This is a genomic window from Streptomyces sp. NPDC058576, assembly GCF_042718715.1.
In the GTDB taxonomy this organism is placed as follows: domain Bacteria; phylum Actinomycetota; class Actinomycetes; order Streptomycetales; family Streptomycetaceae; genus Streptomyces.
In genome coordinates this window covers 310,582-336,636 of sequence record NZ_JBHXPF010000001.1, presented here as the reverse complement: position 1 = coordinate 336,636, position 26,055 = coordinate 310,582, and the positions used below count along the sequence as shown (strand labels likewise).

Genomic DNA, 26,055 nt, shown 5'->3' with positions numbered 1-26,055 from the left:
TCCGCGCACAACGCCCCGAACGACACCGCGCATGACACCCCGGCCGTGCACCCCGTCGACGAGTCCCGCCCCCTCGGGCGGATCGTCCTCTTCGGGATCCAGCACGTCCTCGTCATGGCCGCCACCCCCATCTCGGCGATCTTCCTGATGAGCGCCACCCTCCGGCTCGACGCCGGCCTGACCGTCAACCTGCTCTCCGCAGCGTTCGTGCTCTCCGGAGTCGGGTCGCTGATCCAGTCGCTCGGGCCATGGAAGTTCGGCCCCCGGCTGCCGTTCGTGATGCTGCCCGGCGGCGCGCCGCTCATCCTGTTCATCGCCATCGCCGAGCAGCACGGTCTGCGCACCGCCACCGGCGCGGTCATTCTCACCGCGGCCTTCTACTTCGTCGTCCTGCCGGTCTTCTCGCGGTTGCTCAGGTTCTTCCCCGCCCTGGTCATCGGCACCATGATCGTCATCGTCGGGGTCAACCTGGTGAAGGTCGGCGCGGTCCTCGTCACCGGCAGGCCCGGCGAGCCGGGGTTCGCCGACCCGACGAACCTCGGGCTCGGTATGGCGACGATCGGCTTCACCGTCGTCTTCTACCTGCTGTTCACCGGCATCCTGCGGCAACTCGCCGTCATGCTCGGCCTGGTCGCCGGCACGGTACTGGCCGGGCTCCTCGGCAGCATCGACCTGGGCAGCGCCGCCGAAGGCGGTCTGGTCAGCGTGCCGGAGCTGATGCCGTTCGGATCGCCCCAGTTCAGCCTGATCGCCGCCCTGCCGCTGATGCTCTACAGCCTCGCCTCCATGGCGGAGGCCACCGGCCAGACGGTCATCAACGCCGAGGCCGTGGGCAAGAAGATCGACACCCGCACCGACGTGCCCAAGACGGTCCGCGGTGATGCGCTGACCTCCCTCTTCGGCGGGTTCTTCGGACTGCCCCTGATGGTGACCAGCGGCGAGAACATCGGGATCGTCCGTGTCACCGGCGTCCGCAGCCGCTACGTCACCGCCGCCGCCGGTGTGGTCCTCATCGTCATCGGGTTCCTCGCGCCGGTGACCCGCGCGATCAGTGTCGTCCCGTCCGCCGTGGTCGGAGGAACGGCCATGGTCGTCTTCGCGGTGATCACCGTGCTCGGCGTGCAGATGCTCGGCCGGTCCGACCTCGACCAGCACACCTCCACGTTCATCTGCGCCGTCGCCCTCGCGCTGGGACTGCTGCCGATCCTCATCCCCGGCGTGTACGCCGGCTTCCCGCCGAACGTCCGCATCCTCCTCGAAAGCGGCGTCGCCGTCGGCGCGTTCGTCGCCGCCGTGCTCAACATCCTGTTCCACCACGTCAGGCCGCGCGTCGCCGCCCGGCTGTCCGCCTCCCGCACGGAAAGCGACCGATGAACCAGCTCACCCGCGACCTCCTCGACTCCTCGGGCCCGCTCCTCCTGGTACCCGATGCCGTACTGCTGCCGGAAGGGCCCATCGACGGATACGCGGTCGTCGTCGCCGACGGCTGCTTCCGCGCCGTCGGACCCGCCGGGGAGCTGGCGCGCACGCATCCGGGGCTCGACGCCGTAACGCTGCCCGGCCATCTCCTGATGCCCGGCTTCGTCGACGCCCACCACCATCTGACCCAGAGCTTCGGCTCCGCGCTCGCCTTCGGGGAGCCGTCGGAGATCTTCCGCAGGGTCTGGGTTCCGCTGGAAGGGGCGCTGGACGAGGAATCGGCCTACGCCGCGGCCAAACTGGCGGCGTTGGAGGCCCTGCGCGGCGGCTTCACCACCGTCGCCGACGCCGGTACGCGTGCCGATGTGGACGTCGACGTCGTCGCGTCGGCCGCTCGTGACGCCGGAATCCGCTGCGTACTCGGCCTGGTGTGCAACGACGTCGCCGACGTCGCCGCGACCGCTGCCGAGGACTCCGCGAGCACCACCGCCGTCCTCGAAAGCGCCGAGAAGCACCTCGCCCGGTACGACGGTGATCCGCTGGTCCACGCCTCCCTCGCCGTGTCGATCCCCGAGGCGGCCACTTCGGCGACCCTGCACCGCACCGCACGTCTCGCCGAGGAAGCCGGTGCGATCGTGCAGATCCACGTCAACGAGCACCTGGCCGGTGTCGAACGCTCCCTCGTACGCCACGGACTGCGCCCCCTCGAACACCTGCACAGGATCGGCGCGCTCGGTCCCCAACTGCTCGCCGCCCATGCCACTTTGCTCACCCCCCGCGAACTGACCCTGCTCGCCGACACCGGGACCGCCGTCAGTTACAACCCGGTGGCCAGCGCCTGGAAGGGCAACGCCGTCGCCCCGGCCACCGCCATGGCCGAGCGCGGCATCCGCTTCGGGCTCGGCACGGACGGCACCCGCGGCGACGGGTTCCGGCTCGCGGACGCGGCCGAGTTCGCCCAGCGGATCGTCTACGGGCTGGCCACCGGGGACGCGTCGTGCGGCGCCGGCTGGACCTGGCTCGAACACGCCACCGCCGGCGGCGCCGACGCGGTCGGCCTCGGTGCGCGCACCGGCACCGTCGCCGAGGGGCTGGCCGCCGACTTCCTGCTCGTCGACATCACCAATCCCGAGCTCGCGCTCTCCTGGGACGTGCCGTGGGAGCTGGTACGCCGGGGCAACCGCGACCAGATCACCGCCGTGTTCGTCGCCGGACACCTGCGGCTGTGGCGCGGCGCGCCCACCGGCTGGGACGGTCCCGCCTTCGTGCGGCAGGCGGCCGAACTGGCCGGTGCCGCCGTCGAAAGGGCACCCATCAGCCGCGTGCACCCCACGTCCACGGCGGCACGGCAGGGGAGTGCCGCACGGTGAGTACGGAAGCACTCGCGGTCCTCGCCGCCACGGTGGCCGTCGCCGCCTTCGTCCAGGGCAGCAGCGGCCTGGGCTTCGCCCTGATCGTCGCGCCCGTGGCCGGGATGCTCGACCCCGGTCTGCTCCCGGTGTTCGTCCTGGCGGCCATGATCCCGCTCAACCTGTACGTCGCCTGGCGCGAACGCGCCTCGATCGACCTGCGCGGCGCGGGCTGGATCACCGGGGCACGGCTGGCCGCCACGCCCGCCGGACTCGCGCTGCTCTGGCTGATCCCGGACCGCAGCATCGGCCTGTTCGTCGGCATCGCGACCGTACTGGCGGCGGTCGTGAGCCTGGTCGCACCCGCCTTCACCCCCGGCCGGGCGGCCTACCTTGGAGCGGGCGTGGTGACCGGACTCACGGAGACCGCGACCGGCGTCGGCGGCCCCCCGCTCGCGCTCGTCTACCAGCACCGGCCGCCGGCCGAACTGCGCTCGACCGTCGCCGCCTGCTTCCTCGTCGGGGAAGTGGCCTCACTGGGCCTGCTGTTCGCGACCGGGGAGGGCGAGCCCGGACACCTGGTTCTCGCGGTGGCGCTGCTGCCGGTGATCGCCGCGGGGGCGTGGCTGAGCCGGCTGGTGCACCACCGGCTGGACGCGCGCAGCATGCGACTGTGCGTCCTCGTCTTCGCCCTGGTCTCCGGTCTTGTGCTCATGCTCGGGCTGTGACCCGTAGCGACGAGGCACGCGGAACGACCCGCGGCTCGGGCGCCGTCGCCACCCGGGCGGCGTCGTCGTCGCCGCGCAGCCGGCCGAGCAGCAGCTCCACCGCGGCGGCCGCCGCACGGTCCAGATGAAGGTCCACGGCGGTCAGCGGCGGCTCGCAGGTGCGCGCACGCAGCCCGTCGTACCGGGTGACGACCATGACATCGCCCGGTACGGACCGCCCGCTGTCCTGGACCGCCCGCACCGCGCCCACCGCGAACGCGTCCACCAGCGCGCAGACCGCGTCGGTCTCGGGGTGCTCGGCCAGCAGGGCGGCACAGCTGTCGTACCCGGCCTGCTCGCCGCCCGCCTCCGGGGCGCTCGCCACGACGGGCGTCCAGCCGTACCGCTCGGCGACCCGCTCGTACGCGGCGAGCGCGTCGACCGACGAGTGGCGCGATCCGGAGCCGACAATCAGCGCCGGCCGCCTGGCACCCTGCTCCCGCAGATGCGCGAACAGCAACTCGGCGACCGGCCCGCCCCGCAGATCGACGTACGGCGACGTGTCGTCCGGCGACACCGGCCGCCCGAGGGACACATAGGGCAGGCCCCGCTCCCTCAACTGCGCCGCGGCGGCGTCGTTCACGTCCGGCTCGACGACGATGGCGCCGTCGATGTCGACGGAGTACAGCGCGGACCCGGACTGCACCGGCGGTACGAGGACCAGCGCGTAGCCGTGCAGCAACGCGCTCTCCGCGGCGGCGGCGGCGATCTCCATGTAGAACCCGAGCCGCGACGGCCCCCCGGCCACCGCGAACGGCATCGAGGAGGCGAGCGCGATGGCCTTCGCCTCTCCCCGGCGCAGCCGCTGCGCCCGCAGATTGGGCCGGTATCCGAGCTCGGCGGCGACCTGCTTGATGCGTTCCCTGGTCCGCGGATCGACCTTGCCGATCCCGTTGAGGGCGTGGGAGACCGTCGTACGCGAAACCTCGGCGAGCCGTGCGACGTCGGCGATCGTCGGTGGACGCGAGCCGGAACCGGAGGTTCGCATCGACGGGCACTCCTTGCGGGCTGAGGACGGGGCACCCCATCTTCGCCCACCGGCCTCCCCGGGCGGCGTTCCCCCGTGACACCCACGGCGAGGAAGCCCGCGGGGCCGCCGTCCGCCGGGCCTCACGCACCACGCTCACCCGTGACGGCGACGAGGCAGGGGCAGGGGCAGCCAGGAGGTTCCGCGACGGGCGCGGCTACCATCCCCTGTGACCGAAACCGCCGAACCGCGTGCACGACGCACCCACATACTCGCCGACCTCACACCCCTGCGGACCTCGCCCGACTACCGGCGGCTCTGGGTCGGGAACACCGTCTCCTGGATCGGCCAGGGCATGACGGCGCTGGCGGTGTCGCTCCAGGTCTACGACATCACCGGCTCCGCGTTCTCCGTCGGGCTCATCGGGTTCTGCTCGCTCGTGCCGCTCGTCGTCTTCGGGCTCTACGGCGGGGCCGTCGCCGACACCGTCGACCGGCGCAAGCTCGGGCTCTTCAGCGCCGCCGGGTCGTTCGTGCTCTCCCTCGCCCTGGTGGCGGCGACCGTCGCCGGCATCGAGCAGGTCGGACTGCTGTACGCGGTCGTCGCCCTCCAGGCCGTCTGCTTCGCCCTCAACGCACCGGCCCGCTCCTCGATGATCGCCCGGCTCCTTCCGGCCGAACAGCTGCCCGCCGCAAACGCGTTGACGACCATGACCAGCACGACGGGCACGCTCGTCGGGCCGATGCTGGGCGGCCTGATCGTCGGCTGGTGGGGCTACCGGGCCGCGTACACCGTCGACGCCGTCTGCTTCACCGCCTCCCTGTACGCGATGTGGCGGCTGCCCTCGATGCTGCCCGACCGGAAGGCCGACGAGACGGGCAAGCGGGCCTCCGTCCTGGACGGGCTGCGGTTCCTCGGGACCCGGCCGAACCTGCGGATGACCTTCTTCACCGACCTGTGCGCGATGGTCCTCGCCCACCCCCGTGCCCTCTTCCCGGTCGTCGCCGTCCTCTGGTACGGGGGTGACGCGCGGACCACCGGCCTGCTCGTCGCCGCCCCGGCCCTCGGCGCACTGCTCGGCGGGGTGTTCTCCGGCTGGCTCGGCCGGATCCGGCGGCACGGACTCGCGATCCTGCTGGCCGTCGGCTCCTGGGGCACCGCCATCGCCGTCTTCGGACTCACCCGCAACCTCTGGCTCGGGCTGCTGTTCCTGGCCCTCGCCGGCTGCGCCGACACCGTCTCCATGGTCTTCCGCAACACGATGCTCCAGGCGGCCGTGCCCGACGAGATGCGCGGCCGGCTCCAAGGTGTCTTCATCGTCGTCGTGGCGGGCGGCCCCCGCCTCGGCGACTTCCTGGCCGGCTCCGTCGCCGACCTCGCCTCGCCCACCGTCGCCGTCACCGGCGGCGGCATCCTGTGCGTGACCGGCGTGGCCCTGCTCGCGCTGAAGTGGCGCGCCTTCGCCCGTTACGACGCCCGCGACCCGCAGCCGTGAGCGGACTCACCCCACGATCGAGCGGGCGATCCCCAGCTCCAGGAGGTCCTGCGGGCGCAGCCGCAACTGGTCGGCGGTGGCGCCGGTCTCCGCCGCCGGCCGCTTGAGGATCGCGGCGGCCAGTTCCGGGGCGATCACGGAGAAGTAGCTGTCCACCGTGACATGGGTGTTGTCCGGTGCGGCGAGCGCCAGCGCCCCGCCCGAGCCGCCCTCGCCGATCACCAGCGTCGTCACCGGCACCCGGGCCGCCGCGATCGCCGCGAAGGCGTCCGCGATGGCGGCGCCCGCGCCCGCCCGCTCCGCCTCGGCGTCGTTGGCCGCTCCCGGGGTGTCGACGAGGGTCAGGACCGGCACGCCGAGCCGGTCGGCGAGCCGGATGGTCCGGGCGGCCGTGCGGTATCCGGCCGGGCGGGTCGGCGTCCCGCACTGGGCGACGTACGCCACGGGCGAGCCGTCCGCCCGCAGCCCGAAGCCGCACAGCAGCCCCGGGTCCGCGCCGCCGGAGCGGTCCCCGTGGAGGGGGAGGCGTACGGCGAAGTAGTCGGCCAGGTACGCCTCGGCGCGCGGCCGCCGCGGGTCGCGGGCCCGCGCCACCGCCTCCCGCCCGGTCTCCGGAAGCCCGGCCGCCGAGAGGGGGCGGGGGAGCGGGGCGGCGGTGGGCCCGCAGGAGGGGAGCGGCGCGTGCGGGCCGGTGCCGGGCGCTGGCGGGGCGCCGGGTACGTCGTGCGGGCCGAGCGCGGTCAGCCAGTGCGTCACCGTGGCGGCCAGCTCGTCGGGCGGGACGACCGCGTCCACCTGGCCCGCCGCGAACTGGCCCTCGGCGCTGTACGCGGACGGGTCGGCGTCCGGCGGCCGAACCCGGGAACCGGCGAAGCCGATCTGCGCGCCGGGCAGCGCCAGCACCACATCCGCGCCCGCCCCCACCGTGGCCCAGCCGCCGCCGGTCGTCGGGTCGCGGACCACCGCGATCTGCGGGAGCCCGGCCGCGCGCAGCCGGACGGAGGCGGCGGCCACCCGCTGGAGCTGGGTGAGCGCGACCATGCCCTCCTGCATCCGGCTGCCCCCGGTGGCGACGAGCGCGAGCAGGGGCAGTCGCCGGGTCAGGGCCAACGCGTACGCGGCCGCCAGCCGGTCTCCCGTCTGACGTCCCAACGAGCCGCCCAGAAAGCCGAATTCGAAGGAGAGCAGCACGCACGCGCGGTCGCCGACGACCCCGGTGCCGTACACCACGGACTCTTCCTCGCCGGTCCGGGCCGAGGCACGTTCCCGGGCCGCGTCGTACCCCGCCCAGCCGAGCGGACCGTCCGGCGGCAGGAGGCGCGGCGGCGGGCGGTGCTCGGTGAAGCCCGTCGCACCGGTGAGCAGGGCGATCGCCTCCCGGGCCGTCGCGCGGGCGGGGTTCTCGTCAGGCACGGAGCGACCTCTTCATGATCTTGCCCAGGTCGTTGCGGGGCAGGGCGTCCAGATAGCGCACGGTGCGCGGGCGCTTGTGCGGGGCCAGTTCGGCCGCGACCCGGTCCGCCAACTCTTCGGGGGAGGGCGGAGAGCCGGGGTCCGCCGCGACCACCCAGGCCACGACCCGCTCACCGAGGTCCGGATCCTCCTCGCCCGTCACCGCTGCCTCCCGGACCCCGGGGTGCGCGAGCAGTACGTTCTCGATCTCGCCCGCGCCGATCTTGTAGCCGCCGCTCTTGATCAGGTCGGTGGCCTTGCGGCCGACGATCGTCACATACCCGTCCGCGCCGACCGTGCCGACGTCTCCCGTGCGGAACCAGCCGTCCGCCGTGTGCGCGGCGGCGGTGGCGTCGGGCCGGTTGAGGTAGCCGGTGAACAGGTTCGGGCCGCGCACCTGGATCTCGCCGATCGCCCCGGGCTCGTCGAGCACCGCGCCGTCGTCCTCCGCGAGGCGCAGCTCCACCCCGGCGAGCGGCGGGCCCACCGTGCCGGGGCGCGGCGCGCCGTCCGCCCGGATTCCCGTGTTCATCAGGGTCTCCGTCATGCCGTACCGCTCGATGACCCGCCGCCCGGTCGCCGCCGCGATGCGTTCGTGGTCGTGCACGGGCAGCGCCGCCGACCCGGAGACCAGCAGCCGCGCCCCGCTCAGCGAAGCTGCCAGCGAGTCCCGTTCGGCAACGCCCGCCGGGCCGTCCAGCACCCGCGCCAGCCGGTGGTACATCGTCGGCACGCCGAAGAGCATCGTGCCGCCGGAGCCCAGCTCACGGGCCACGCCATCGGGCGAGAACGTCCCCAGGTGGCGCACCGAGCCGCCCCGGCGCAGCGGGCCCAGGACGCCCAGGATCAGTCCGTGGACGTGGAACAGCGGCAGCGCGTGGACCAGGACGTCCTCGCCGGTCCACCCCCAGGCGTCCTCCAGCGCGTCCAGGGACGCGGCGAGGGCCCGGCGGGGCAGGACGGCCCCCTTGGGCGGCCCGGTGGTGCCGGAGGTGTAGACGATCAGGGCGGGGGCCTCGGGGTCCCGGGGGTCCGCCCCGCCTGCCGCGTACGCCTCCGGCTCCTCCGGGGCCGCCTTCTCCGTGGCGTACCCGCTCGGGGCCTTCGCCGCCTCCCGCGCGTCCACCGTCACGCGCCGCAGCTGCTCCAGCGCGGGCGGCAGCGTGTCGTCCGGCCCCGTCAGCACCACCGTCGGTTCGCTGTCGGCCAGGATGTGCGCCAACTCGCTCTCGCCGGTACGGGGGTTGAGCGGCACCGCCGAGACCCCGGCCCGCAGTGCCGCCACCACCGCGATCACCGTCTCCGGCGTCGGGGTGGACCAGACGGCGACCCGGCCCGCGTCCGCGATACGGGCCGCGAGCGTGGCGGAGGCCCCGGCGAGCCCGCCGTAGGTGAGGGAGAGGTCACCGAAGCGGACGGCCTCCCGGGAGGCCGCCGGGCCGGTGGGGGACTGGAGCGCGGGAAGAAGGTCGGTCACGCCGGGAAGCCTAGGGCTTCGGATCGGATCCCGGCGGGATGCGGATGCCGATGAGGGGAGCGTCACCCCGGGCCCGACTCCGCAGGGCTTGTCCCGCCCGTCACGTTGCTGCACGGGGCACTCAACCGCAATTTTGACACGACCTTGACAAATTAATTTCACGTTGCCAGCATGCAAAAAGCCTCCCTGGCCGATGCGTTGGAGCGCTCTCCGGGAGAAAGAAGCTGCCTGTGCCCGTGCACCGGCGCAGTCACCGCACGCCGCATGCCGCACGCCCGTACACCGCAGGTCTGCACGCCGCACGCCCGTACACCGCAGGTCTGCACACCGCACGTCCGCACACCGAACGCCGCACGCCGTACGCCCCGCCACCGGGGCCCGTACGTCGCAAAGCGCGACAGCGCCTTGCCTGAGGGACCCCACGTACCGTCAGGAAGGAACGACCATGTCACCCGCACCCCCACGGTGGTCCAGATACGCCACCGCGCTCGCCGCACTCCTCGCGGCCGCGCTCGCCGTCCCCACCGCCGGCCCGGCCCTCGCCGCCGACCCCGAGGCGCGTGCCTCACGCGTCGCGGCCGACATCCCCGCCGCCGACTACCAGCAGGTCCAACTCGCGCTCGGCGCGGCCGAACTGGGCGAGGCCATGTCGCTCGCCGTGCTGCCCGACCGGTCCGTGCTGCACACCGCCCGCGACGGCACGGTCCGGCTGACCGACGCCGCCGGGTCCACGAAGACAGCGGGGAAGCTCGACGTCTACACCCACGACGAGGAGGGCCTCCAAGGCATCGCGGCCGACCCGGACTTCGCGGCCAACCGCCATGTCTACCTCTACTACTCGCCGCTCCTGAACACCCCGCCCGGCGACGCCCCCACCACCGGCTCGGCCGCCGACTTCGAGCCGTGGAAGGGGCACCTCAACCTCTCCCGCTTCGTCCTCAAGACCGACGGCACGCTCGACCTCGGCAGCGAGAAGGTCGTCCTCGAAGTCGAGAGCGACCGGGGACAGTGCTGCCACGTCGGCGGGGACATCGACTTCGACGCCGCCGGGAACCTCTACCTCACCACCGGGGACGACACCAACCCCTTCGAGTCGAGCGGCTACGCGCCCATCGACGAACGCGCTGACCGCAACCCGCAGTTCGACGCCCAGCGGTCCTCCGGCAACACCGACGACCTGCGCGGCAAGCTGCTGCGGATCAAGCCCACGGCCGACGGCGGTTACACCGTCCCGGCGGGCAACCTCTTCGCCCCCGGCACCGCGAACACCCGCCCCGAGATCTACGCGATGGGCTTCCGCAACCCGTTCCGGATGTCCGTCGACCAGAAGTCCGGAGCCGTCTACATCGGCGACTACGGCCCCGACGCCGGAACCACCGACCCGGGCCGGGGCCCCAGCGGCCAGGTCGAGTTCAACCGCGTCACCGAGCCCGGCAACTTCGGCTGGCCTTACTGCACGGGCGCCAACACGCCCACCGAGACGTACGGCGAGTACGCCTTCCCCTCCGGCCCGTCCGGAGCGAAGTACGACTGCGCGGGCGGCCCGGCCAACAACTCCTTCCGCAACACCGGACTCGCCACCCTGCCGCCCGCCCAGCCCGCCTGGATCCGGTACGCCGGTGACGCGGGCTCCCCGCCGGAGTTCGGCGGCGGCTCCGAGTCCCCGATGGCCGGACCCGTATACAACTTCGACGCCGGTCTCGACTCGGCCGTGAAGTTCCCCGCCTCCCTGGACGGCCGCTTCTTCGCCACCGAGTACGGCCGCAAGTGGATCAAGCCGGTCGAGGTCGAGGCCGACGGATCGCCCGGGACCATCGAGACCTTCCCGTGGACCGGCACCCAGGTGATGGACTCCGCGTTCGGACCCGACGGCGCGCTCTACGTCCTCGACTACGGCACCGGCGCGAACAACCAGGCCCTGTACCGCGTCGAATACCTCGCCGGCAGCAACCGCTCCCCGGTCGCCAGGGCCGCCGCCGACACGACCTCCGGGCCCACTCCGCTCGCGGTCTCCTTCTCCTCGGCCGGCAGCGCCGACCCCGAGGGCGGAAACCTCAGCTACGCCTGGGACTTCGGCGACGGAACCACCTCCACCGACGCCGACCCCAGCCACACCTACACCACGGCCGGGACCTTCAACCCGACCCTGACCGTCACCGACCCCGAAGGGCTCACCGGATCCGCCAGCCTGGTCGTGACGGCGGGCAACACCGCGCCCACGGTCACCCTCACCACCCCGGCGGACGGCAGCCTCTTCTCCTTCGGCGACTCCGTTCCCTTCACCGTGAGCGTCAGCGACCCCGAGGACGGCACGATCGACTGCTCCAAGGTCAAGGTCACCTACCTCCTCGGCCACGACAGCCACCGCCACCAGATCACCTCGAAGAACGGCTGCTCCGGCACCATCGACGTACCCGTCGACGGGGAGCACGACAGCGCCGCCAACATCTACGGGGTCTTCGACGCCGAGTACACCGACGCGGGCGGGCTCACCACGCACAGCGACTCCATCCTCCAGCCCCGCCACCGCCAGGGCGAGCACTTCGCCGCCCAGAACGGCGTCGAGGTCGCCCCGCACGGCCCGGCCGAGGGCGGCGCGACGGTCGGCTACGCGGACGACGGCGACTGGGTCTCCTTCAAGCCGTACGTGCTCTCCAACGCCACCTCCATCACGGCCCGGGTCGCCTCGGGCGGCGCGGGCGGCACCCTGGAGGTACGGGCCGGCTCCCCGACGGGCACGCTGCTCTCCTCCCTGCCCGTCGCCCCGACCGGCGGCTGGGAGAACTTCGTGGACGTCACGGCGGAGGTGAACAACGCCCCCGCCGGATCGACCGAGTTGTTCTTCGTCTTCACCGGCCCGACGGGGCAGGGCAGCCTGTTCGACCTGGACGCCTTCACCTTCAGCACCCAGGGAGCGCAGGTGAACGACCGATGAGACGATCCCGTACCCGCCGACTCGCCTGCGCGGTCACCCTCGCCCTCGGGGCCGCCTTCCTGAGCCCCGGCGTCCAGAGCGCGGCAGCCGCCGACCCGTACCAGGTCCTGGTCTTCTCCAAGACCGCCGGATTCCGCCACGACTCGATCCCGGCGGGCATCGCCGCCCTCCAACAACTGGGAGAGACGAACGACTTCACCGTCACCGCCACCGAGGACGCGACCGCCTTCACCCCGGCGAACCTCGCCGACTACGAGGCCGTCGTCTTCCTCTCCACCACCGGCGACGTCCTGAACGACACCCAACAGAGCGCCCTCAAGGGGTACGTGGACGGCGGCGGCGGGTTCGTCGGCGTGCACGCGGCCGCCGACACCGAGTACGACTGGCCGGAGTACGAGGACCTCGTCGGGGCGTGGTTCCAGAGCCACCCGGCGATCCAGGAGGCCCGCCTCACCACCGAGGACCACGCCCACCCGGCGACCGCGCACCTGGACGACACCTGGACGCGGACCGACGAGTGGTACAACTACCGGTCCAATCCCCGCGACAGCGTCCACGTCCTCCAGTCCCTGGACGAATCCAGTTACAGCGGCGGCGAGATGGGCGGCGACCACCCCATCACCTGGTGTCACGAGCAGCAGGAAGGGCGCTCCTTCTACACCGGGCTCGGCCACACCATCGAGTCCTTCGCCGACCCGGATTTCCGTCAACTCCTGCTCGGCGGCGTCCAGTACGCGGCCGGGGCCGTCGAGGCGGACTGCTCCGCCGGCGACCCGGGACCGGACCCGGGCGGCGACAGCGCGGAGGCGGAGGCGTACACCTCCTCCTCCGGCGTCCAGAGCGCCGCCCACGGACCGGCGAGCGGCGGAGCCACCCTCGGCTACATCGACGCCGGCGACTGGGCGGGCTTCTCCTCGCTCGACACCGCCGGGGCAACCGCCTTCACCGCCACCGTCTCCTCGGCCGGCGCGGGCGGCACGATCGAGGTCCGCTCGGGCTCCGCCACCGGTCCGCTCCTCGGCTCCGTGGACGTCGCCCCGACCGGCGGCTGGGAGACCTTCACCGAGGTCACCACCACCCTGACGGCCGCCGGAACGGGCCCGCTGTTCCTGCGGTTCACCGGGGGAGCGGGCGCGCTCTTCGACGTCGACCGCTTCACCCTGACCCGCGCCCCGGTCACCGAGGACGAGGGCTCGTCCAACGTGCACCTCTTCTATTACCCGTGGTACGGCACCCCGGACGGTCCGGCGGGCACCTGGCGGCACTGGCAGCAGGGCGGCCACACCCCGCCCGAATCCGTCGGGGCCGACCTCTACCCGAAGCTCGGCCCGTACGACTCCGGGGACATCGCCGGAGCCGTCGACCAGCACATGGAGTGGGTGAAGCGGTCCGGCGCGGGCGTCATCGTCTCCAGCTGGTGGGGGCAGGGCAGTTACGAGGACGGCCTAGCCGCCGGCCTCCTGGACGCCGCCGCCCGCCACGGCATCGAGGTCGCCTGGCACATCGAGCCGTACGGCGGCCGCACCGCCGAGTCCGTCGTGGACGACATCGCCTATCTGGAGGGGAAGTTCGGCGACCACCCGGCGTTCTACCGGGACGCGGCGAACGGCGACCGCAACGCCTACTACGTCTTCGAGAGCCTGAGGACCCAGGACTGGTCGGCGCTGGAGGCCGTCAAGGACACCGCCATCGTCCTCGCCCAGACCACCGACACCAGCAAGGTCGACCACTTCGGCGGGATCTACACCTACGACGGCATCGCCGGGGCGACCGCCCCGGGCTGGAAGAACGCGGGGGACTACGCCAAGGCCAACGGCCTGGTCTGGGCCCCCTCGGTCGCCCCCGGCTACCTCGACGACCGGGCCGTCCCCGGCAACACCACCCCCACCCTGGACCGCGAGGACGGGGCCTCCTACGACCTGGAGTGGAACAACGCCCTCGACCCGGCCATCGGCGGCGACCCCACCTGGGTCTCCGTCACCTCGTTCAACGAGTGGCACGAGGGCAGCTCCATCGAACCCGCCGCCTCCCATCCGCCCCCGGGCCACGGCTACGAGACCTTCGAGGGGGCCTACGGCACGACCGGGGAGGCCGCCGAGACGGCCTACCTGGACCGGACCGCGTACTGGGCGGACCGGTTCGAACAGCAACTGAGGCAGCGGCTCCGGCAGCGCGGATAGCCCCGCCGGGCCCACGGACGAACGGCCGCGTTCCGGCGGGAACGCGGCCGTTCTCACTTCCCTCCCCGCCGGATCACTCGTCGCGTCGGACGGTCCGCATCCGGCCGTACGCGTACACACACCCCGCCAGCGCCAGATCGGACAGCAGCATGAAGCCGATCGCGTAACTGTCCTTGGCGCTGTAGATCGCGCCCATCACCAGCGGCGGCACGAACCCGCCTAGCCCGCCCATCGCCCCGACGATGCCCGTCACACTCCCCACCTTCGGCTGCGGGGTCACCTGCGAGACCAGGGCGAACACACTGCCGCTCGCGGTGCCGAGCCCGGCCGCCATGGCCAGCAGCGCGATCGTGCCGATCGGATTCAGCGGCGGCTCGAAGGCCTGGACGATCGCCATCAGCGCGGCCAGCAGCAGCGCCACCGAGGTCACCACCGCCGGGTGGATCCGGTCCGAGAGCCAGCCGCCGACCGGCCGGAAGACGACCGTGACCAGGGCGAACCCGGCCGCCTTGGTGCCCGCCTCGGTCGGCGACATCTCGTACCAGGTCTTCAGATACGTCGGCAGATAGACCCCGAACGCCACGATGCCGCCGAAGCCGATCGCGTACAGCGCCGACAGCTCCCAGGTCACCCGCAGCCTCCCGGCCTCGCCGAGCCGGTGGACCAGGGTGTCGGTCGGGACCTTCCGGTCGGGATGGTCGCTGATCAGGACGGCGGCGAGCAGGGCGAACGCCACCAGCGCCCCCGCGACCACGAGGAACGGCAGGTTGTCGCCGTGCTTCGCGATGCGCGGGGTGAAGAAGCCCGACAGGGCCACCCCGCCCATGCCCATCCCGAACACGCCCAGCGCGAAGCCCCGTTTGTGCGGCGGGAACCACGAGTTGACCAGCGGAACGCCGATCGCGAACGTCGTCCCGCCGAGCCCCAGCAGGAAGCCGACCGCGAGCATCGCCCCGTACGAGTTCTTCGCCGGGATCAGCAGCAGCACCGGCACGATCGTCAGCGCCGAGACCAGCGGGAACATCAGCTTCGCGCCGTACTTGTCCGTCAGCGCCCCCACCGGGATCCGGCCGAGCGACCCGACCAGCACCGGCACCGCCACCAGGAACGACTGCTGGAACGAGCTGAGCCCCAGCCGGTCCTTGTAGTCCCCGGACATCGGCGCGATCAGGTTCCACGCCCAGAAGGTCAGAGCGAAGCCGACCGTCGCCAGGACGAGATTGCGGTACGCGGCCGGGGGCGGCGCGGCTGCCGCTTGGGCGGGAGGCTCGGGGGACTGCTTGACGGAGGTGTCCACGGAGACAAGTCAAGGGCGCGGGGCACCGCACGGCCCGCCGGACTCCGCCGACCGGGGGACAGTGGGTCCCCTCGGGTTCCCTCAGCCGATATCGCCGCAAGCTGGGACAATCTCCCTATGGATCGGCTGGACAGGGAAATCCTCGGCATTCTCCAGGAGGACGCCCGGATCTCGTACCGGGATCTGGGCGTACGCGTGGGCCTCAGCGCCAACGCGGCGGGCGACCGGGTCCGCCGGATGCGCCGTGACGGGGTCATCCGCGGCTTCACCGTCATCGTCGACCCGGCCGCCGACACCCGTTCGGGCCTGGTCGTCTTCATCGACGTGACGCTGCGCCTCGACACGACGAACGAGGAGTTCGAGCGCTCGGTGCTGATGCTGCCCGGGATCACGGAGGTGGTGCACGTGACCGGCGGCCACGACTACCTCCTGCGGGCCACCGCCGCCGACCCGGGGGCGCTGGACACCCTGCTGCGCCGGCTGAAACGGGAGGCGGGCATCGCCCACTCCAACACCCGGATCGCACTGCGGGCGGCCCCGAAACACTGAGGGCCGCATGTCGGGATCTCCCGGGCCGGAACGCCGGCGCCCCGCGAGGTCGCCCCTGGCCTCAGACCGGGGCCTGCCAGGTCACCGTCGTCGGCCGGCCGTCCTCGCCGCGCCCGTCGTCGGCGACCACCAGCCGCACCCCGCTTTGCCCGTCGGGCAGCCGGACCGTGGCGTCCACCTCCACCTCGATGGCCGACACCCCGGGCCTGCGGTGCGCCGCGGCCAGCGCCCCGCGCAGGGCGGCCAGCAGCTCCCGGCCCGTCTCCTCGCCCACCAGCGCGTCCACCGCCCCGGTGAACTGCACCGACGGCGGAAAGCCCAGCAGCGCCGCCGCGCCCCCGGTCTCCCGCAGCACCCGGCCCCGGAAGGTGCTCGGGGCGTCGGCGGGCGGCTGCTGGAGGGCGAAGATCGCGGTGCGGACCTCCTGGATGGTCGAGTCCAGCTCGTCCACGGCCCGCCCCAGCAGCACCCCGGCCTTCGCCTCCCCGCCGTCCCCGGTGCCTTCTCGGGGTTCCTCCGACGCGGCACGGCGGCGGGTCGACTCCAGCATCATCTCGGTGGCGAAGAGCCGCTGGACCACCAGATCGTGCAGGTCACGGGCGATCCGGTCGCGGTCCTCGTACACCGCGAGCTGCTCCCGGTCGGCCTGCGCGTCCGCCAGCACCAGGGCCAGGGCCGCCTGCGAGGCGAACTGGGTCGCCAGCAGCCGGTCCACATCCGTGTAGGGGCGCTCGCCGCGCCGCCGGGGCAGCGCGAGGGTGCCGATGAGCCGCCCGCCGCTCTGCAGCGGCAGCATCATGCTCGGCCCGAAGCGGGAGCGTACGCCGGTGGTCATCCGGGGATCGGTGGCCGAGTCGTCGATGAAGACCGGTTCGCCGCCGAGCAGCTGCACCAGCACGGCGGAGCCGGGCTCGATCAGTGTGCCGACGATGCCCGCCGGATCGTCCCGCGTGGAGGCGGTGACGATCTCCATGCCCCCCGCCTCCGTCGGCTGGAGGATCACCCCGGCCGACGCGCCCGCCAGCACCCGGGCCTGCTCGGCCACCGTCATCAGCGCGTCGGCCGCGTCGGTTCCGGTCAGCAGGACCGTGGTGACGGCCGCCGCTCCGGCGATCCAGCGCTCGCGCTGCCGGGCCGTCCCGTACAGCCGGGCGTTGCCGATGGCGATGCCCGCCTGGGCGGCCAGCACCCGCAGCAGGCCCAGGTCCGTGTCGGTGAACGGCTCAGGCCGCTTCCCGCCGAGGTAGAGGTGGCCGAACACCTCGGTGTGCACCACGATCGGCGCCCGGAGGAAGCTGCGCACCGGCGGGCCGCCCGCCGGTGCGTCCGCCGGGCCGCCCGGCCGGGTCAGCGCGGTCGGCTCTCCGGACGCGTCGTCAGGGAAGAGGTCGAGGCGCTGCCGCTCCGCCTCCGTCATCCCGGCGGTGTACAGCGTCTCGATCCGGTCCCGGTCCGGGTCCAGCACCCCGAGCGCACCGTGGCGGGCCCCGGTGAGGGCGGCGGCGGTCTCCACGATCTGCTGGAGGGTGGAGCCCAGCTCCAGGTCGCTGCCGACGTTGAGGACCGCCTCCAGGAGCATCGGCAGCCGCCCGAGAGCCGACCCGGACTCGGCGGGACCGGACTCCGCCGGCCGGCCGGACTCCACGCGACCGGGCGTCCGCGCCGACGGGCTCACCCCGCCAGCGGGTTGAGGACCATCGGCTGGATCTTGCCGTCCAGCATCGCGCCCAGGCCGAGCACCGAGCAGACGTCGGGGCGCTCCGCGATGTGCACCGGCATCCCGGTCGCGTCACGCAGCATCTGGTCGAGGCCCGGGAGCAGCGCGGTGCCGCCCACCATCATGATCCCGCGGTCCGCGAGGTCGGCCACCAGGTCCGGCGGGCAGTCGCGGAGCACCTTGCCGACCCCGTCCAGCACCGCGGTGAGCGGGGTGTTGATGGCCTGCCGTACGGCGGCGGTGTCGACCTGCACCGTACGGGCCAGGCCGGTCGCCACGTCGCGGCCGTGGATGTCGGTGAGGGCGGGGCCGGTGAGCTGGAGCCCGTTGCCGTGCAGCGCCAGCTGGAGCGGGCGCACGGACTGGCTCGGCAGCAGCAGCTCGTGGCGCTGGCGCAGGTACTGGATGATCGCCTCGTCGATCGCGTTGCCGCCGACCGGGATGCGTACGGCGGTCACGATCGAGCCGAGCGAGAGCACCGCGATCTGGGTGGTGGCGGCCCCGCACGCCATGATCATGGTGGCGGTCGGCTGCTCGACCGGCAGCCCGCAGCCCACCGCCGCCGCGATCAGCGTGTCCACCAGCTCGACCCGGCGGGCGCCGAGCCCGACCAGGGTCTCCACCGTCGCGCGCTGGGCCAGCGGATCGGCCTCGTGCGGAGTGCAGGCGGCGGCCCGCAGCCGGGGCTTGCGGCGCAACTGGCGGCGGAGCTTGTCACCCAGCAGGTGGCGCAGCATCCGCTGGGCCATCTCGATGTCGACGACGGTGCCGCCGGAGACCGGGCGGGCCACCCGGATGTACTCGGGGGTGCGGCCGGTCATCTGCTCGGCGAGTGCGCCGACGGCGATGAGGGAGCCGGTACGGGTGTTGACGGCGGCGACGCTCGGTTCGTCGACGACGAGCCCGAGCCCCTTCACGTACACCCGGGTCCTCGCGGCCCCGAGGTCGACGGCGACATGGCAACGCTGCAACTGCTCAAGGCTGACGGTCACGGCGAGTTCTCCCGAGAGCGCGGATGGGGGGCACCGGCGGCAGCCGGTCTCTCCTTGCATGGTCGCGCTGTCCGGCCCGTCGCGCGCGTTGAGCTGCGCCGTAAGGGGGCAGGAGCTGACGGATCCTCAGCTCACCCGGCGGGCAGCAGCCGCTGGAACAGACCCCAGGTGAACTCGGCGACCCGCTCCCGGCCGGAGGCGGGGTCGGTGACGGCCAGCGACCACCGGGTCGGGGCGCTGCCTTCCATCGGCCGGGCCGGAGGAAAGGCGCGGGCCGCCTCGTCCACGGTGCACGACCAGGGGAGCAGGTCCGTCACGGAGGTGAGGTCCGGGCCCGCCGCGCCCGGGGCCCGGACCAGCCACTCGTTCCAGACGGCCCCGCCGGGCCCGGCCATCACCTCGAACCGCAGGTCGGGCCAGAGCGGCACCGGCCACAGCAGCGCCTCGCACTCCAGGTCCCCGATACGGCGCGGCAGGGTCAGCTCCGGTTCGCCGAGCACCGAGCGATAGCGCCGCAGGGATCCCCGTCCCCGGGGCGCGCGCACCATGGCCTGCCAGCGGCGGTTGGCCTCCCGGAGGTCGGCGAGGGAGGCGCTCAGCTCCTGCCGGGCCTCCTCCACCAGGCCGGGCTGGAAATCGGCCATCCGGCGCAGCAGGACGAGTTGGAACTGGAGGGGGCCGAAGGGGGCGGGAGTGCTCATGCCGCCCATCCTCCCGCGTGTCAGGCGTATCGGACCGGCTGTCACCGGAATCCGGGCTTCCTCACAAGATCCTCACCTGTGCGGCTTCCCTGGTTGTTCTGTGCACGCCTAACCTGCGGGCGCCATGGATTACTGCCACCCGTGCCGACGGCATCTCAACGGAGCCCTGGCCTGCGCCGGGTGCGGTACGCCCGCCGAGGCGCTGGGCCCCTACCCCGTGCCCGCGCCCGCCGGCTTCGCACCGGACGGAGCGGCCGCGCCCGACGGGAGAGCCGCCCCGGCCGACGAGCCCGACGCCCGCCGTCGCACCCGGCGCGACGCCCGGCGGGCGGCCCCGCGCACCACCCGCCCCGGTGCGCGGCGCCGGGCCCGCGGCAGTCACCGCCGCCGCGGCCGGACCGTCCTGCTCGGGGCCCTCGGGCTGCTCCTCGCGGCGGGCGCCCTGAGCCTGGCGGAACTGGCCCTGGAGCCCGGGCGGGACGACACCGCCGCCGACTTCGTCCGTGAGGAGCCGGGCGGTCCGACCGAGGCCGCGCCGCAGGAGTCGTCCGCCGACGCGCCCCGCGATCCCGGCCCGGTCGACTCCCCCGCTGGGGCGACCACGGACCCCGGGACGGACGCCTCACCGGCGGACGCCCGCAGCGGTGCCCCGGCGGATCCGACCGGGTCTCCGAGCCCCGGCCCCTCCGCCCCGGAGGAACCCACCACCTCCCCGGACCCCGACGACGCGGACCCCTCCGACGCCCCCGACAGCCCGCCCGCCGACCCGCAGGGACCGGGCGATCCCCAGGAGCCGACGACCGCGCCCGCGCCCCCGCCGCCCCCGGCCGAGCCGACGCCCACCCCGACCCCGTCCCCGACCTGCACCCGCTTCCTGTGGTGGTGCACGTGAGCACCGACCGGGGCACGTCCTAGGCGGGCGTCTCGCCCAGCATCCGGCGCAGCAGGTCCCGCAGGACCGTGCGCTCGGCGTCGGAGAGTCCGGCCAGCGGCTCCCGGGCGAAGTCCAGCGCGTCCCGCAGCTCGCGGGCCGTGCGCCTGCCCTTCTCCGTCGCGGCGGCCAGCTTCACCCGCCGGTCGGCCGGATCGGGCCTGCGCTCGACCAGTTCCCGGGTCTCCAGGCGGTCGACGATCCCGGTGATGTTCGACGGCTCGCACTTCAGCCTGAGGGCGATCTTCCGCATCGGCAGGGGCTCCAGGGAGAGCAGCCCGAGCACCCGTGCCTGCGCGCCCGTGAGGGAGTGCTCGGCGGCGGCCCGGTCGTACTCCTCGTGGTAGCGCGCCACGACGGTGCCGATGAGCTCGACGACCTCAAGGGTCAGGGGGTCTGTGCGAGTGGCCATGGACGACAGCGTACCGATTTACTTGACATCATGAAATATTCAGGAGCATGGTTGTTTCATGTAATGAAGCTTTTCGCGCCATCGGGCGCGGAGGCTCACCCCCCGTAGGACATTGAGGAGAACCCGAGCCCATGTCTGCAGCACTTCCCACGTCCAGCCGCGAATGGCACCTGGTCGCCCGCCCCCACGGCTGGCCCAAGGCCGAGGACTTCGCGCTGCGTGAGGCCGCGGTGGCCGCTCCGGCCGAAGGCCGCATCCTCGTCCGCAACACGCACTTCTCGGTCGACCCGTACATGCGCGGCCGGATGAACGACGTGAAGTCGTACACCCCGCCCTTCAAGCTCGACCACCCCATGGACGGCGGCGCGGTCGGCGAGGTCATCGCCTCGAACGCCGAGGGGATCGCTGTCGGCGACCACGTCCTGCACGGCCTCGGCTGGCGCGAGATCGCCGACCTGCCCGCCAAGCACGCGGTCAAGGTCGACCCCGACCTCGCCCCGCTCTCCGCCTACCTCGGCGTGCTCGGCATGACCGGACTCACCGCCTACGCGGGCCTGTTCGACGTGGCCTCCTTCAAGGAGGGCGACGCGGTCTTCGTCTCCGGCGCGGCCGGGGCCGTCGGCAGCCAGGTCGGCCAGATGGCGAAGCTCAAGGGCGCCTCGCGGGTCATCGGCTCCGCCGGCTCCGACGAGAAGGTCAAGCTCCTCACCGAGGAGTACGGATTCGACGCCGCGTTCAACTACAAGAACGGGCCGGTCCGCGACCAGCTCAAGGAAGCCGCCCCCGACGGCATCGACGTCTACTTCGACAACGTCGGCGGCGAGCACCTCGAAGCCGCGATCTCCTCGCTCAACCTGCACGGCCGCGCCACCATCTGCGGCATGATCGCCCAGTACAACTCCACCGAGCCGACCCCCGGCCCGAAGAACATGGCGATGATCATCGGCAAGCGGCTGCGCCTCCAGGGCATGCTCGTCGGCGACCACGCCGACCTTCAGCAGCAGTTCGTCCAGGAGGTCGCCGGCTGGCTGGCCTCGGGCGAGCTGAAGTACCGGGAGACGACGGTCGAGGGCATCGAGCACGGCTACGACGCGTTCGTCGGCCTGCTGCGCGGCGAGAACACCGGCAAGATGATCGTTTCCCTGGTCTGACCCCGGTCCCGTCGCGGCCACCCGTTAGGCTCATCCCAGGCCGTCGCGATCGTGGGCGCGAGTCGCGGCGCACCAACAGGAGGAATCCTCACACCATGACCATTCAGAAGATCGACGTCGCCTACACCGCCGTCGCCACCGCCGAGAACGGCCGCGACGGCCGGGTCTCCTCCGACGACGGTCAGCTCGACGTCGTCGTGAACCCGCCGAAGGCCATGGGCGGCAGCGGCGCGGGCACCAACCCCGAGCAGCTCTTCGCGGCCGGCTACAGCGCCTGCTTCCAGGGTGCGCTGGGCGTCGTGGCCCGCCAGGAGAAGGCCGACATCTCCGGCTCCACCGTGACCGCCTCGGTCTCCATCGGCAAGACCGAGGCCGGCGGCTTCGGCCTGGAGGTCGCGATCAGCGCCTCCATCCCGAACGTCGACGCCGCCACCGCGCAGGCGCTCATCGAGAAGGCCCACCAGGTCTGCCCGTACTCGAACGCCACCCGCGGCAACATCAACGTCGCGCTCTCGGTCGCCTGACCCGTCCAGGCCCCGCGCGAGGACCGCACCCCACCCCGGGGTGCGGTCCTCGCTGTTCGCGTACGCCAGTACGCTGACGCCCATGAGTGATCTCGGGGCGGGTTTCGGTTACTTGATGAAGGGGCAGCGCTGGGTTGCCCAACACGGGCGATGGTTCGGATTCGGGCTGCTGCCCGGACTGGTCACCCTCGTCGTCTACGCCGGGGCGCTGATCGGACTCGGCTACGGAGCCGACGACTTCGTCGGCTGGGCGACCCCGTTCGCCGACGACTGGTCCTCACCCTGGCAGGGCCTGCTGCGCACCGGGCTGACCGCGCTCGTCTTCGTCTTCGGCCTGTTCCTCGCGGTCATCACCTTCACCGCCGTCACCCTGCTGGTCGGCCAGCCCTTCTACGAGTCGCTCTCCGAGGAGGTCGACCGCAGCGAGGGCGGCGAGGTCCCCGAGTCCGGACTGCCGCTCTGGCGGGAACTGTGGATCTCCGCCCGCGACTCCCTGCGCATCCTGCTGCGCGTCGCCCTGTACGGGATCGTCCTCTTCGCCTGCGGTTTCATCCCCGTCGTCGGGCAGACCGTGGTCCCCGCGATCGGCTTCTGCGTCTCCGGCTACTTCCTGGCCGAGGAGCTGACCGCCGTCGCCCTCCAGCGCCGGGGCATGGTCCTCAAGGACCGCCTCGTCCTGCTGCGCGGCCGCCGGCTGCTGGTGCTCGGCTTCGGCGTCCCGCTGACCCTGGCGTTCCTGATCCCGTTCGTCGCCGTGTTCCTGATGCCGGGAGCCGTCGCCGGGGCCACCCTGCTCGCCCGCGACCTGGTGGACCCGGACCAGGCCCGGGCCCCGGAACCCGGTCCCGGCACCGCCGACAGCGGTGACGCACCGGCCCCCCGGGCGTGGTCCGCGTGACCGAGCTGCTGGCGGTCGCCGCCATCACCGTCCTCGCGGTCATCTCCCCGGGCGCCGACTTCGCCATGGTCGTCCGCAACAGCTATCTGTACGGGCGCACCACCGGCGTCCTCGCGGCCACCGGGGTCGCCGCGGGCGTCCTGGTCCACGTCACGTACACGATGCTCGGCGTCGGGCTGCTCATCGCCTCCTCGACCGCCCTGTTCACCGCGGTCAAACTGGCCGGCGCCGCCTACCTGATCTACATCGGGGTGCGCACCTTCCTGGCCCGCGCCGACCTCGACGTCGACCTGGCGGACCGGCCGGGGCTCTCCCCGTTCGGGGCGCTGCGCAGCGGCTTCCTGACCAACGCCCTCAACCCGAAGACGACCCTGTTCGTCGTCGCGACCTTCACGCAGGTCGTCGGCCCCGAGACCGCCCTGTGGGCACAGGCGGGGTACGGCCTGTTCATGTCGGCCGCCCACCTCGGCTGGTTCGCCCTGGTCGCGCTGTTCTTCTCGCACTCCCGGCTGCGCGGCGCGATGCTGCGCCGCCAGAAGGCGCTGAACCGCTCGATCGGCTCGGTCCTGGTCGGCCTCGGCGTCACCCTGGGCCTGGCCCGCTGAGCGGAGAGCGGCGGGAGGAGGGCCTCAGCGCACCGAGAAGGCGTACGCGGTGCGCGAGGTGAACTCCTCGCCCGGCCGGAGGACCGTCGAGGGGAACTCCGGCCGGTTCGGCGAGTCCGGGAAGTGCTGGGTCTCCAGCGCGATCCCGCCGCACGGCCCGAACGGCCGCCCGTCGAAGTGGTCGGCCGTGTACAGCTGGAGCCCCGGCTCGGTGGTCCGTACGGTCAGCACCCGCCCGGACCAGGCGTCGTACAGTTCGGCGGCGACGGCGTCCACGCCCCGGGCCGCCGCCTCCAGCACGAAGTTCTGGTCGTACCCCGCACCCACCGCCCGCGTCCGACGGAAGTCGAACCGGGTCCCGGCCACCGGCGACAGCTCACCGGTCGGCACCGACGCCGCGTCCACCGGCGTGAAGTGACCCGCCGCGATCCGCAACTGCTGCCCCAGCGCGCTCCCGCTCTCCGCGCCCGCCAGATTCCAGTACAGGTGGCTGGTCGGGTTCAGCACGGTCGGGGCGTCGGTCACCGCCCGGTGGTCGAGCAGCAGCGCCCCGCCCGGCCCCAGGGTGTACGTCACCGAGAAGTCGAGCCGCCCCGGATACCCCTCGTCCCCGTCCGCCGAGACCAGGGACATCCGCACCCCGCCCGGCACCGCCACCGCGTCCCACACGCGCTTGTCGAAGCCCCTGGCGCCGCCGTGCAGATGGTTGCCGCCCTCGTTGGGCGTGAGCCGGTGCCTGCGCCCGTCCAGGACGAACGACGCGCCCCCGATCCGGTTCGCGTACCGCCCGACCACCGCGCCGAAGTAGGGGGCGGGGAACCGCTCGTAGTCCGCGACCTCCGGCAGCCCGAGCGCCACCGGGGCGGACGAGCCGTCCCGGCCGGGCGCCTCCACCGACTGCACGATCGCCCCGTAGGTCAGGACCCGCACCCGGACCCCGTCCCGCTCCAGCGTCCACCGGCGGACGGGCGACCCGTCCGCGAGGGCGCCGAAGTCCTCCGCGCGTACCGCCGTGTCCGTGGCCGTGCCCGTCTCCGTACCCGAGGTCATGGTCACCGACCCTACGCGGGCGGCTCCGCGGCCGTGACGTTGCGGTAGGCGATCTCCGCCAGCCGGGCCTGGCCGTCCCGGCTCGGGTGGAACCAGTCCCACGGGCTGAGCTGCGTCCCGGTGAAGCGGAAGTCGTACACCGCCCCGCCGTCGTACCGGCAGTGACGGTCCTTCGCACACACGTCCCGCAGCACCTCGTTGTACGCCACCACCCGGTCCTGCACCGCGTCCCGCCGGGCCACGGCCGCGGGCCCCAGGTCGTCCGCGTCGGCCAGCATCGACTGACAGATCCCGAGCTGCCAGATCTTCTTGCCCAGCTCGTTCACCCGCCCCGTCGACCAGAGTCGCTTCAGGTCCGGCACGCTGGAGACGTACACCTGCGCCTTCGGCGCCCCGGCCCGCAGCTGCCGCATCGACGCCTCGAACGAGGCCCGGAAGTCCGCCACCGGCGTCATCAGCCGCACCGAGTCCCGGCACGCGTCGTTCGCGCCCGTCATCACCGTCACCAGCTCCGGCCGCTCCTTCGCCGCCAGCGCCATCTGCTCGGGCAACTGCACCATCCGGGACCCCGACACCGCGTGGTTCCAGCTGCGGTCCGCCGCCTTCGCCGGGCCGAGCAGCCGGACCGCGAGGCTGCGCACCGCGTCGTCCGTCCCGGTCGCCCACGACGCCTCGGGGCAGTCGGCCAGCACCGAACACGCGTCGAACCCCCGGGTGATCGAGTCCCCGACCGCGGCGATCGACCCGGGCCGGGGGTTCCAGTCCGGGGTGCGGGAGGGGGACGGCGACGCGCTGCGCGAGGAGTCCGGCGCGCTCCGCGACACGCCGCCCTCCGAGCCGCCGCCACCGCATCCGGCCAGCGCGGCGACGCCGAGAGCCGAGAGCGCGCTCAGCGCGGCGGTGGCGGTACGCATTCGTGGGCGTGTCACACGCTCCGGCATCAGTCGGATCCCCTCCGGTCAACCCTTGGCGTATGCCTCTGGACATGCCCCCGGCACGCACACGATCCCCAGGTCGGGGCTCTGCGCGCCCTGCCGGGTGAAAGCCGGCGAATCAGAGGCCTGAGACCGACGGTACGTCACACGGACGGCCCCGGCGCACGGTAGCTTTTCCCCGTCGAACCAGTGGCGTCCCGCCCGCCCGCGCACACACGGACGGCTCCGGTACATTACGTCACGTCACATACT

General features: G+C 73.1%; 22 protein-coding genes. 12 read left to right on the top strand and 10 right to left on the bottom strand.

Annotated elements, in window-relative coordinates; translation table 11 throughout:
* Nucleotides 1–45 precede the first annotated feature (45 nt).
* The 3 genes from ACFWRV_RS01285 to ACFWRV_RS01275 are packed head-to-tail and all read left to right on the top strand — an operon-like array spanning nucleotide 46 to nucleotide 3,496.
* The gene (locus ACFWRV_RS01285; protein ID WP_384326707.1) at nucleotides 46–1,374 is read left to right on the top strand and encodes a uracil-xanthine permease family protein; all 1,329 of its coding nucleotides are present in this window, start codon (nucleotides 46–48) and stop codon (nucleotides 1,372–1,374) included.
* Nucleotides 1,371–2,789, top strand: coding sequence for an amidohydrolase family protein (locus ACFWRV_RS01280; protein ID WP_384326623.1), 1,419 nt, complete (start codon nucleotides 1,371–1,373; stop codon nucleotides 2,787–2,789). The genes ACFWRV_RS01285 and ACFWRV_RS01280 overlap by 4 nt, the downstream gene beginning before the upstream one ends.
* Nucleotides 2,786–3,496, top strand: coding sequence for a sulfite exporter TauE/SafE family protein (locus ACFWRV_RS01275; protein WP_384326621.1), 711 nt, complete (start codon nucleotides 2,786–2,788; stop codon nucleotides 3,494–3,496). The genes ACFWRV_RS01280 and ACFWRV_RS01275 overlap by 4 nt, the downstream gene beginning before the upstream one ends.
* On the opposite strand, the gene ACFWRV_RS01270 is transcribed toward ACFWRV_RS01275, so the two are convergent.
* Nucleotides 3,480–4,523, bottom strand: a complete 1,044-nt coding sequence (locus tag ACFWRV_RS01270) for a substrate-binding domain-containing protein (RefSeq protein WP_384326619.1) — start codon at nucleotides 4,521–4,523, stop codon at nucleotides 3,480–3,482. The two genes, ACFWRV_RS01275 and ACFWRV_RS01270, sit on opposite strands and share 17 nt — an antisense overlap.
* A gap of 208 nt (nucleotides 4,524–4,731) precedes the next feature.
* On the opposite strand from ACFWRV_RS01270, the gene ACFWRV_RS01265 reads away from it, so the two are divergent.
* Nucleotides 4,732–5,997 carry an MFS transporter gene (locus ACFWRV_RS01265; protein WP_384326617.1) on the top strand — a complete coding sequence of 422 codons (1,266 nt, stop codon included), beginning with the start codon at nucleotides 4,732–4,734 and terminating at the stop codon, nucleotides 5,995–5,997.
* A gap of 6 nt (nucleotides 5,998–6,003) precedes the next feature.
* Here ACFWRV_RS01265 and ACFWRV_RS01260 read toward each other — a convergent pair whose 3' ends face one another.
* Together ACFWRV_RS01260 and ACFWRV_RS01255 are read right to left on the bottom strand one after the other, a co-directional pair.
* Nucleotides 6,004–7,410, bottom strand: coding sequence for a carboxyl transferase domain-containing protein (locus tag ACFWRV_RS01260; protein ID WP_384326615.1), 1,407 nt, complete (start codon nucleotides 7,408–7,410; stop codon nucleotides 6,004–6,006).
* Nucleotides 7,403–8,926: an acyl-CoA synthetase gene (locus ACFWRV_RS01255; protein WP_384326613.1), complete on the bottom strand. Its 1,524-nt coding sequence runs from the start codon at nucleotides 8,924–8,926 to the stop codon at nucleotides 7,403–7,405. The genes ACFWRV_RS01260 and ACFWRV_RS01255 overlap by 8 nt, the downstream gene beginning before the upstream one ends.
* 445 nt (nucleotides 8,927–9,371) lie before the next feature.
* Between ACFWRV_RS01255 and ACFWRV_RS01250 the strand changes: the two genes are divergently transcribed.
* Nucleotides 9,372–11,861 (top strand): PQQ-dependent sugar dehydrogenase, encoded by a 2,490-nt coding sequence (locus ACFWRV_RS01250; protein ID WP_384326611.1) that lies wholly within the window; start codon nucleotides 9,372–9,374, stop codon nucleotides 11,859–11,861.
* Nucleotides 11,858–14,041, top strand: coding sequence for a ThuA domain-containing protein (locus tag ACFWRV_RS01245; protein WP_384326609.1), 2,184 nt, complete (start codon nucleotides 11,858–11,860; stop codon nucleotides 14,039–14,041). The genes ACFWRV_RS01250 and ACFWRV_RS01245 overlap by 4 nt, the downstream gene beginning before the upstream one ends.
* A gap of 73 nt (nucleotides 14,042–14,114) precedes the next feature.
* Here ACFWRV_RS01245 and ACFWRV_RS01240 read toward each other — a convergent pair whose 3' ends face one another.
* Entirely contained in the window at nucleotides 14,115–15,338 is a 1,224-nt protein-coding gene (locus tag ACFWRV_RS01240; RefSeq protein ID WP_384326607.1) for a nitrate/nitrite transporter, read from the bottom strand.
* Nucleotides 15,339–15,455: 117 nt separating this feature from the next.
* Between ACFWRV_RS01240 and ACFWRV_RS01235 the strand changes: the two genes are divergently transcribed.
* Nucleotides 15,456–15,887 carry an Lrp/AsnC family transcriptional regulator gene (locus ACFWRV_RS01235; RefSeq protein ID WP_383266969.1) on the top strand — a complete coding sequence of 144 codons (432 nt, stop codon included), beginning with the start codon at nucleotides 15,456–15,458 and terminating at the stop codon, nucleotides 15,885–15,887.
* Between the two features lie 61 nt (nucleotides 15,888–15,948).
* Here ACFWRV_RS01235 and ACFWRV_RS01230 read toward each other — a convergent pair whose 3' ends face one another.
* The 3 genes from ACFWRV_RS01230 to ACFWRV_RS01220 all read right to left on the bottom strand — a co-directional run bounded on the left by ACFWRV_RS01230 (nucleotide 15,949) and on the right by ACFWRV_RS01220 (nucleotide 19,297).
* Nucleotides 15,949–17,466 carry a GAF domain-containing protein gene (locus tag ACFWRV_RS01230; RefSeq protein WP_384326705.1) on the bottom strand — a complete coding sequence of 506 codons (1,518 nt, stop codon included), beginning with the start codon at nucleotides 17,464–17,466 and terminating at the stop codon, nucleotides 15,949–15,951.
* Between the two features lie 92 nt (nucleotides 17,467–17,558).
* Nucleotides 17,559–18,596, bottom strand: a complete 1,038-nt coding sequence (locus tag ACFWRV_RS01225; RefSeq protein ID WP_384326605.1) for a rod shape-determining protein — start codon at nucleotides 18,594–18,596, stop codon at nucleotides 17,559–17,561.
* Nucleotides 18,597–18,727: 131 nt separating this feature from the next.
* Nucleotides 18,728–19,297 carry a hypothetical protein gene (locus ACFWRV_RS01220; protein WP_384326603.1) on the bottom strand — a complete coding sequence of 190 codons (570 nt, stop codon included), beginning with the start codon at nucleotides 19,295–19,297 and terminating at the stop codon, nucleotides 18,728–18,730.
* 124 nt (nucleotides 19,298–19,421) lie between these two features.
* Between ACFWRV_RS01220 and ACFWRV_RS01215 the strand changes: the two genes are divergently transcribed.
* Entirely contained in the window at nucleotides 19,422–20,189 is a 768-nt protein-coding gene (locus tag ACFWRV_RS01215; RefSeq protein WP_384326601.1) for a hypothetical protein, read from the top strand.
* Nucleotides 20,190–20,208: 19 nt separating this feature from the next.
* Here the strand turns inward: ACFWRV_RS01215 and ACFWRV_RS01210 are convergent, their stop codons facing one another.
* Nucleotides 20,209–20,640 (bottom strand): MarR family winged helix-turn-helix transcriptional regulator, encoded by a 432-nt coding sequence (locus ACFWRV_RS01210; protein ID WP_384326599.1) that lies wholly within the window; start codon nucleotides 20,638–20,640, stop codon nucleotides 20,209–20,211.
* Nucleotides 20,641–20,771: 131 nt separating this feature from the next.
* Here ACFWRV_RS01210 and ACFWRV_RS01205 point away from each other — a divergent pair, with 131 nt between their 5' ends.
* From ACFWRV_RS01205 to ACFWRV_RS01190, 4 genes are all read left to right on the top strand, one after another.
* Nucleotides 20,772–21,791 (top strand): NADP-dependent oxidoreductase, encoded by a 1,020-nt coding sequence (locus tag ACFWRV_RS01205; RefSeq protein WP_384326597.1) that lies wholly within the window; start codon nucleotides 20,772–20,774, stop codon nucleotides 21,789–21,791.
* 95 nt (nucleotides 21,792–21,886) lie between these two features.
* On the top strand, nucleotides 21,887–22,315 hold the full coding sequence (locus ACFWRV_RS01200; RefSeq protein ID WP_069754619.1) for an organic hydroperoxide resistance protein: 429 nt from the start codon (nucleotides 21,887–21,889) through the stop codon (nucleotides 22,313–22,315).
* Nucleotides 22,316–22,397: 82 nt separating this feature from the next.
* The gene (locus ACFWRV_RS01195; protein ID WP_384326595.1) at nucleotides 22,398–23,213 is read left to right on the top strand and encodes an EI24 domain-containing protein; all 816 of its coding nucleotides are present in this window, start codon (nucleotides 22,398–22,400) and stop codon (nucleotides 23,211–23,213) included.
* Nucleotides 23,210–23,818: a LysE family transporter gene (locus ACFWRV_RS01190; protein ID WP_384326593.1), complete on the top strand. Its 609-nt coding sequence runs from the start codon at nucleotides 23,210–23,212 to the stop codon at nucleotides 23,816–23,818. Before ACFWRV_RS01195 ends, ACFWRV_RS01190 begins: the two co-directional genes overlap by 4 nt.
* A 24-nt stretch (nucleotides 23,819–23,842) precedes the next feature.
* Here ACFWRV_RS01190 and ACFWRV_RS01185 read toward each other — a convergent pair whose 3' ends face one another.
* Nucleotides 23,843–24,868 (bottom strand): aldose epimerase family protein, encoded by a 1,026-nt coding sequence (locus ACFWRV_RS01185; protein WP_384326591.1) that lies wholly within the window; start codon nucleotides 24,866–24,868, stop codon nucleotides 23,843–23,845.
* A gap of 11 nt (nucleotides 24,869–24,879) precedes the next feature.
* Complete coding sequence (locus ACFWRV_RS01180) at nucleotides 24,880–25,782, bottom strand: SGNH/GDSL hydrolase family protein (protein WP_384326589.1); 903 nt, start codon at nucleotides 25,780–25,782, stop codon at nucleotides 24,880–24,882.
* Between the last annotated feature and the right edge of the window lie 273 nt (nucleotides 25,783–26,055).

Excerpts from the sequence above, each read along its gene's own strand:
- ACFWRV_RS01180 (WP_384326589.1), bottom strand. The coding sequence starts at position 25,782 with ATGCGTACCGCCACCGCCGCGCTGAGCGCGCTCTCGGCTCTCGGCGTC.
- ACFWRV_RS01205 (WP_384326597.1), top strand. The coding sequence starts at position 20,772 with ATGTCTGCAGCACTTCCCACGTCCAGCCGCGAATGGCACCTGGTCGCC.
- ACFWRV_RS01235 (WP_383266969.1), top strand. The coding sequence starts at position 15,456 with ATGGATCGGCTGGACAGGGAAATCCTCGGCATTCTCCAGGAGGACGCC.
- ACFWRV_RS01195 (WP_384326595.1), top strand. The coding sequence starts at position 22,398 with ATGAGTGATCTCGGGGCGGGTTTCGGTTACTTGATGAAGGGGCAGCGC.
- ACFWRV_RS01200 (WP_069754619.1), top strand. The coding sequence starts at position 21,887 with ATGACCATTCAGAAGATCGACGTCGCCTACACCGCCGTCGCCACCGCC.
- ACFWRV_RS01220 (WP_384326603.1), bottom strand. The coding sequence starts at position 19,297 with ATGAGCACTCCCGCCCCCTTCGGCCCCCTCCAGTTCCAACTCGTCCTG.
- ACFWRV_RS01210 (WP_384326599.1), bottom strand. The coding sequence starts at position 20,640 with ATGGCCACTCGCACAGACCCCCTGACCCTTGAGGTCGTCGAGCTCATC.
- ACFWRV_RS01215 (WP_384326601.1), top strand. The coding sequence starts at position 19,422 with ATGGATTACTGCCACCCGTGCCGACGGCATCTCAACGGAGCCCTGGCC.
- ACFWRV_RS01185 (WP_384326591.1), bottom strand. The coding sequence starts at position 24,868 with ATGACCTCGGGTACGGAGACGGGCACGGCCACGGACACGGCGGTACGC.
- ACFWRV_RS01280 (WP_384326623.1), top strand. The coding sequence starts at position 1,371 with ATGAACCAGCTCACCCGCGACCTCCTCGACTCCTCGGGCCCGCTCCTC.
- ACFWRV_RS01250 (WP_384326611.1), top strand. The coding sequence starts at position 9,372 with ATGTCACCCGCACCCCCACGGTGGTCCAGATACGCCACCGCGCTCGCC.
- ACFWRV_RS01230 (WP_384326705.1), bottom strand. The coding sequence starts at position 17,466 with ATGCTCCTGGAGGCGGTCCTCAACGTCGGCAGCGACCTGGAGCTGGGC.
- ACFWRV_RS01245 (WP_384326609.1), top strand. The coding sequence starts at position 11,858 with ATGAGACGATCCCGTACCCGCCGACTCGCCTGCGCGGTCACCCTCGCC.
- ACFWRV_RS01270 (WP_384326619.1), bottom strand. The coding sequence starts at position 4,523 with ATGCGAACCTCCGGTTCCGGCTCGCGTCCACCGACGATCGCCGACGTC.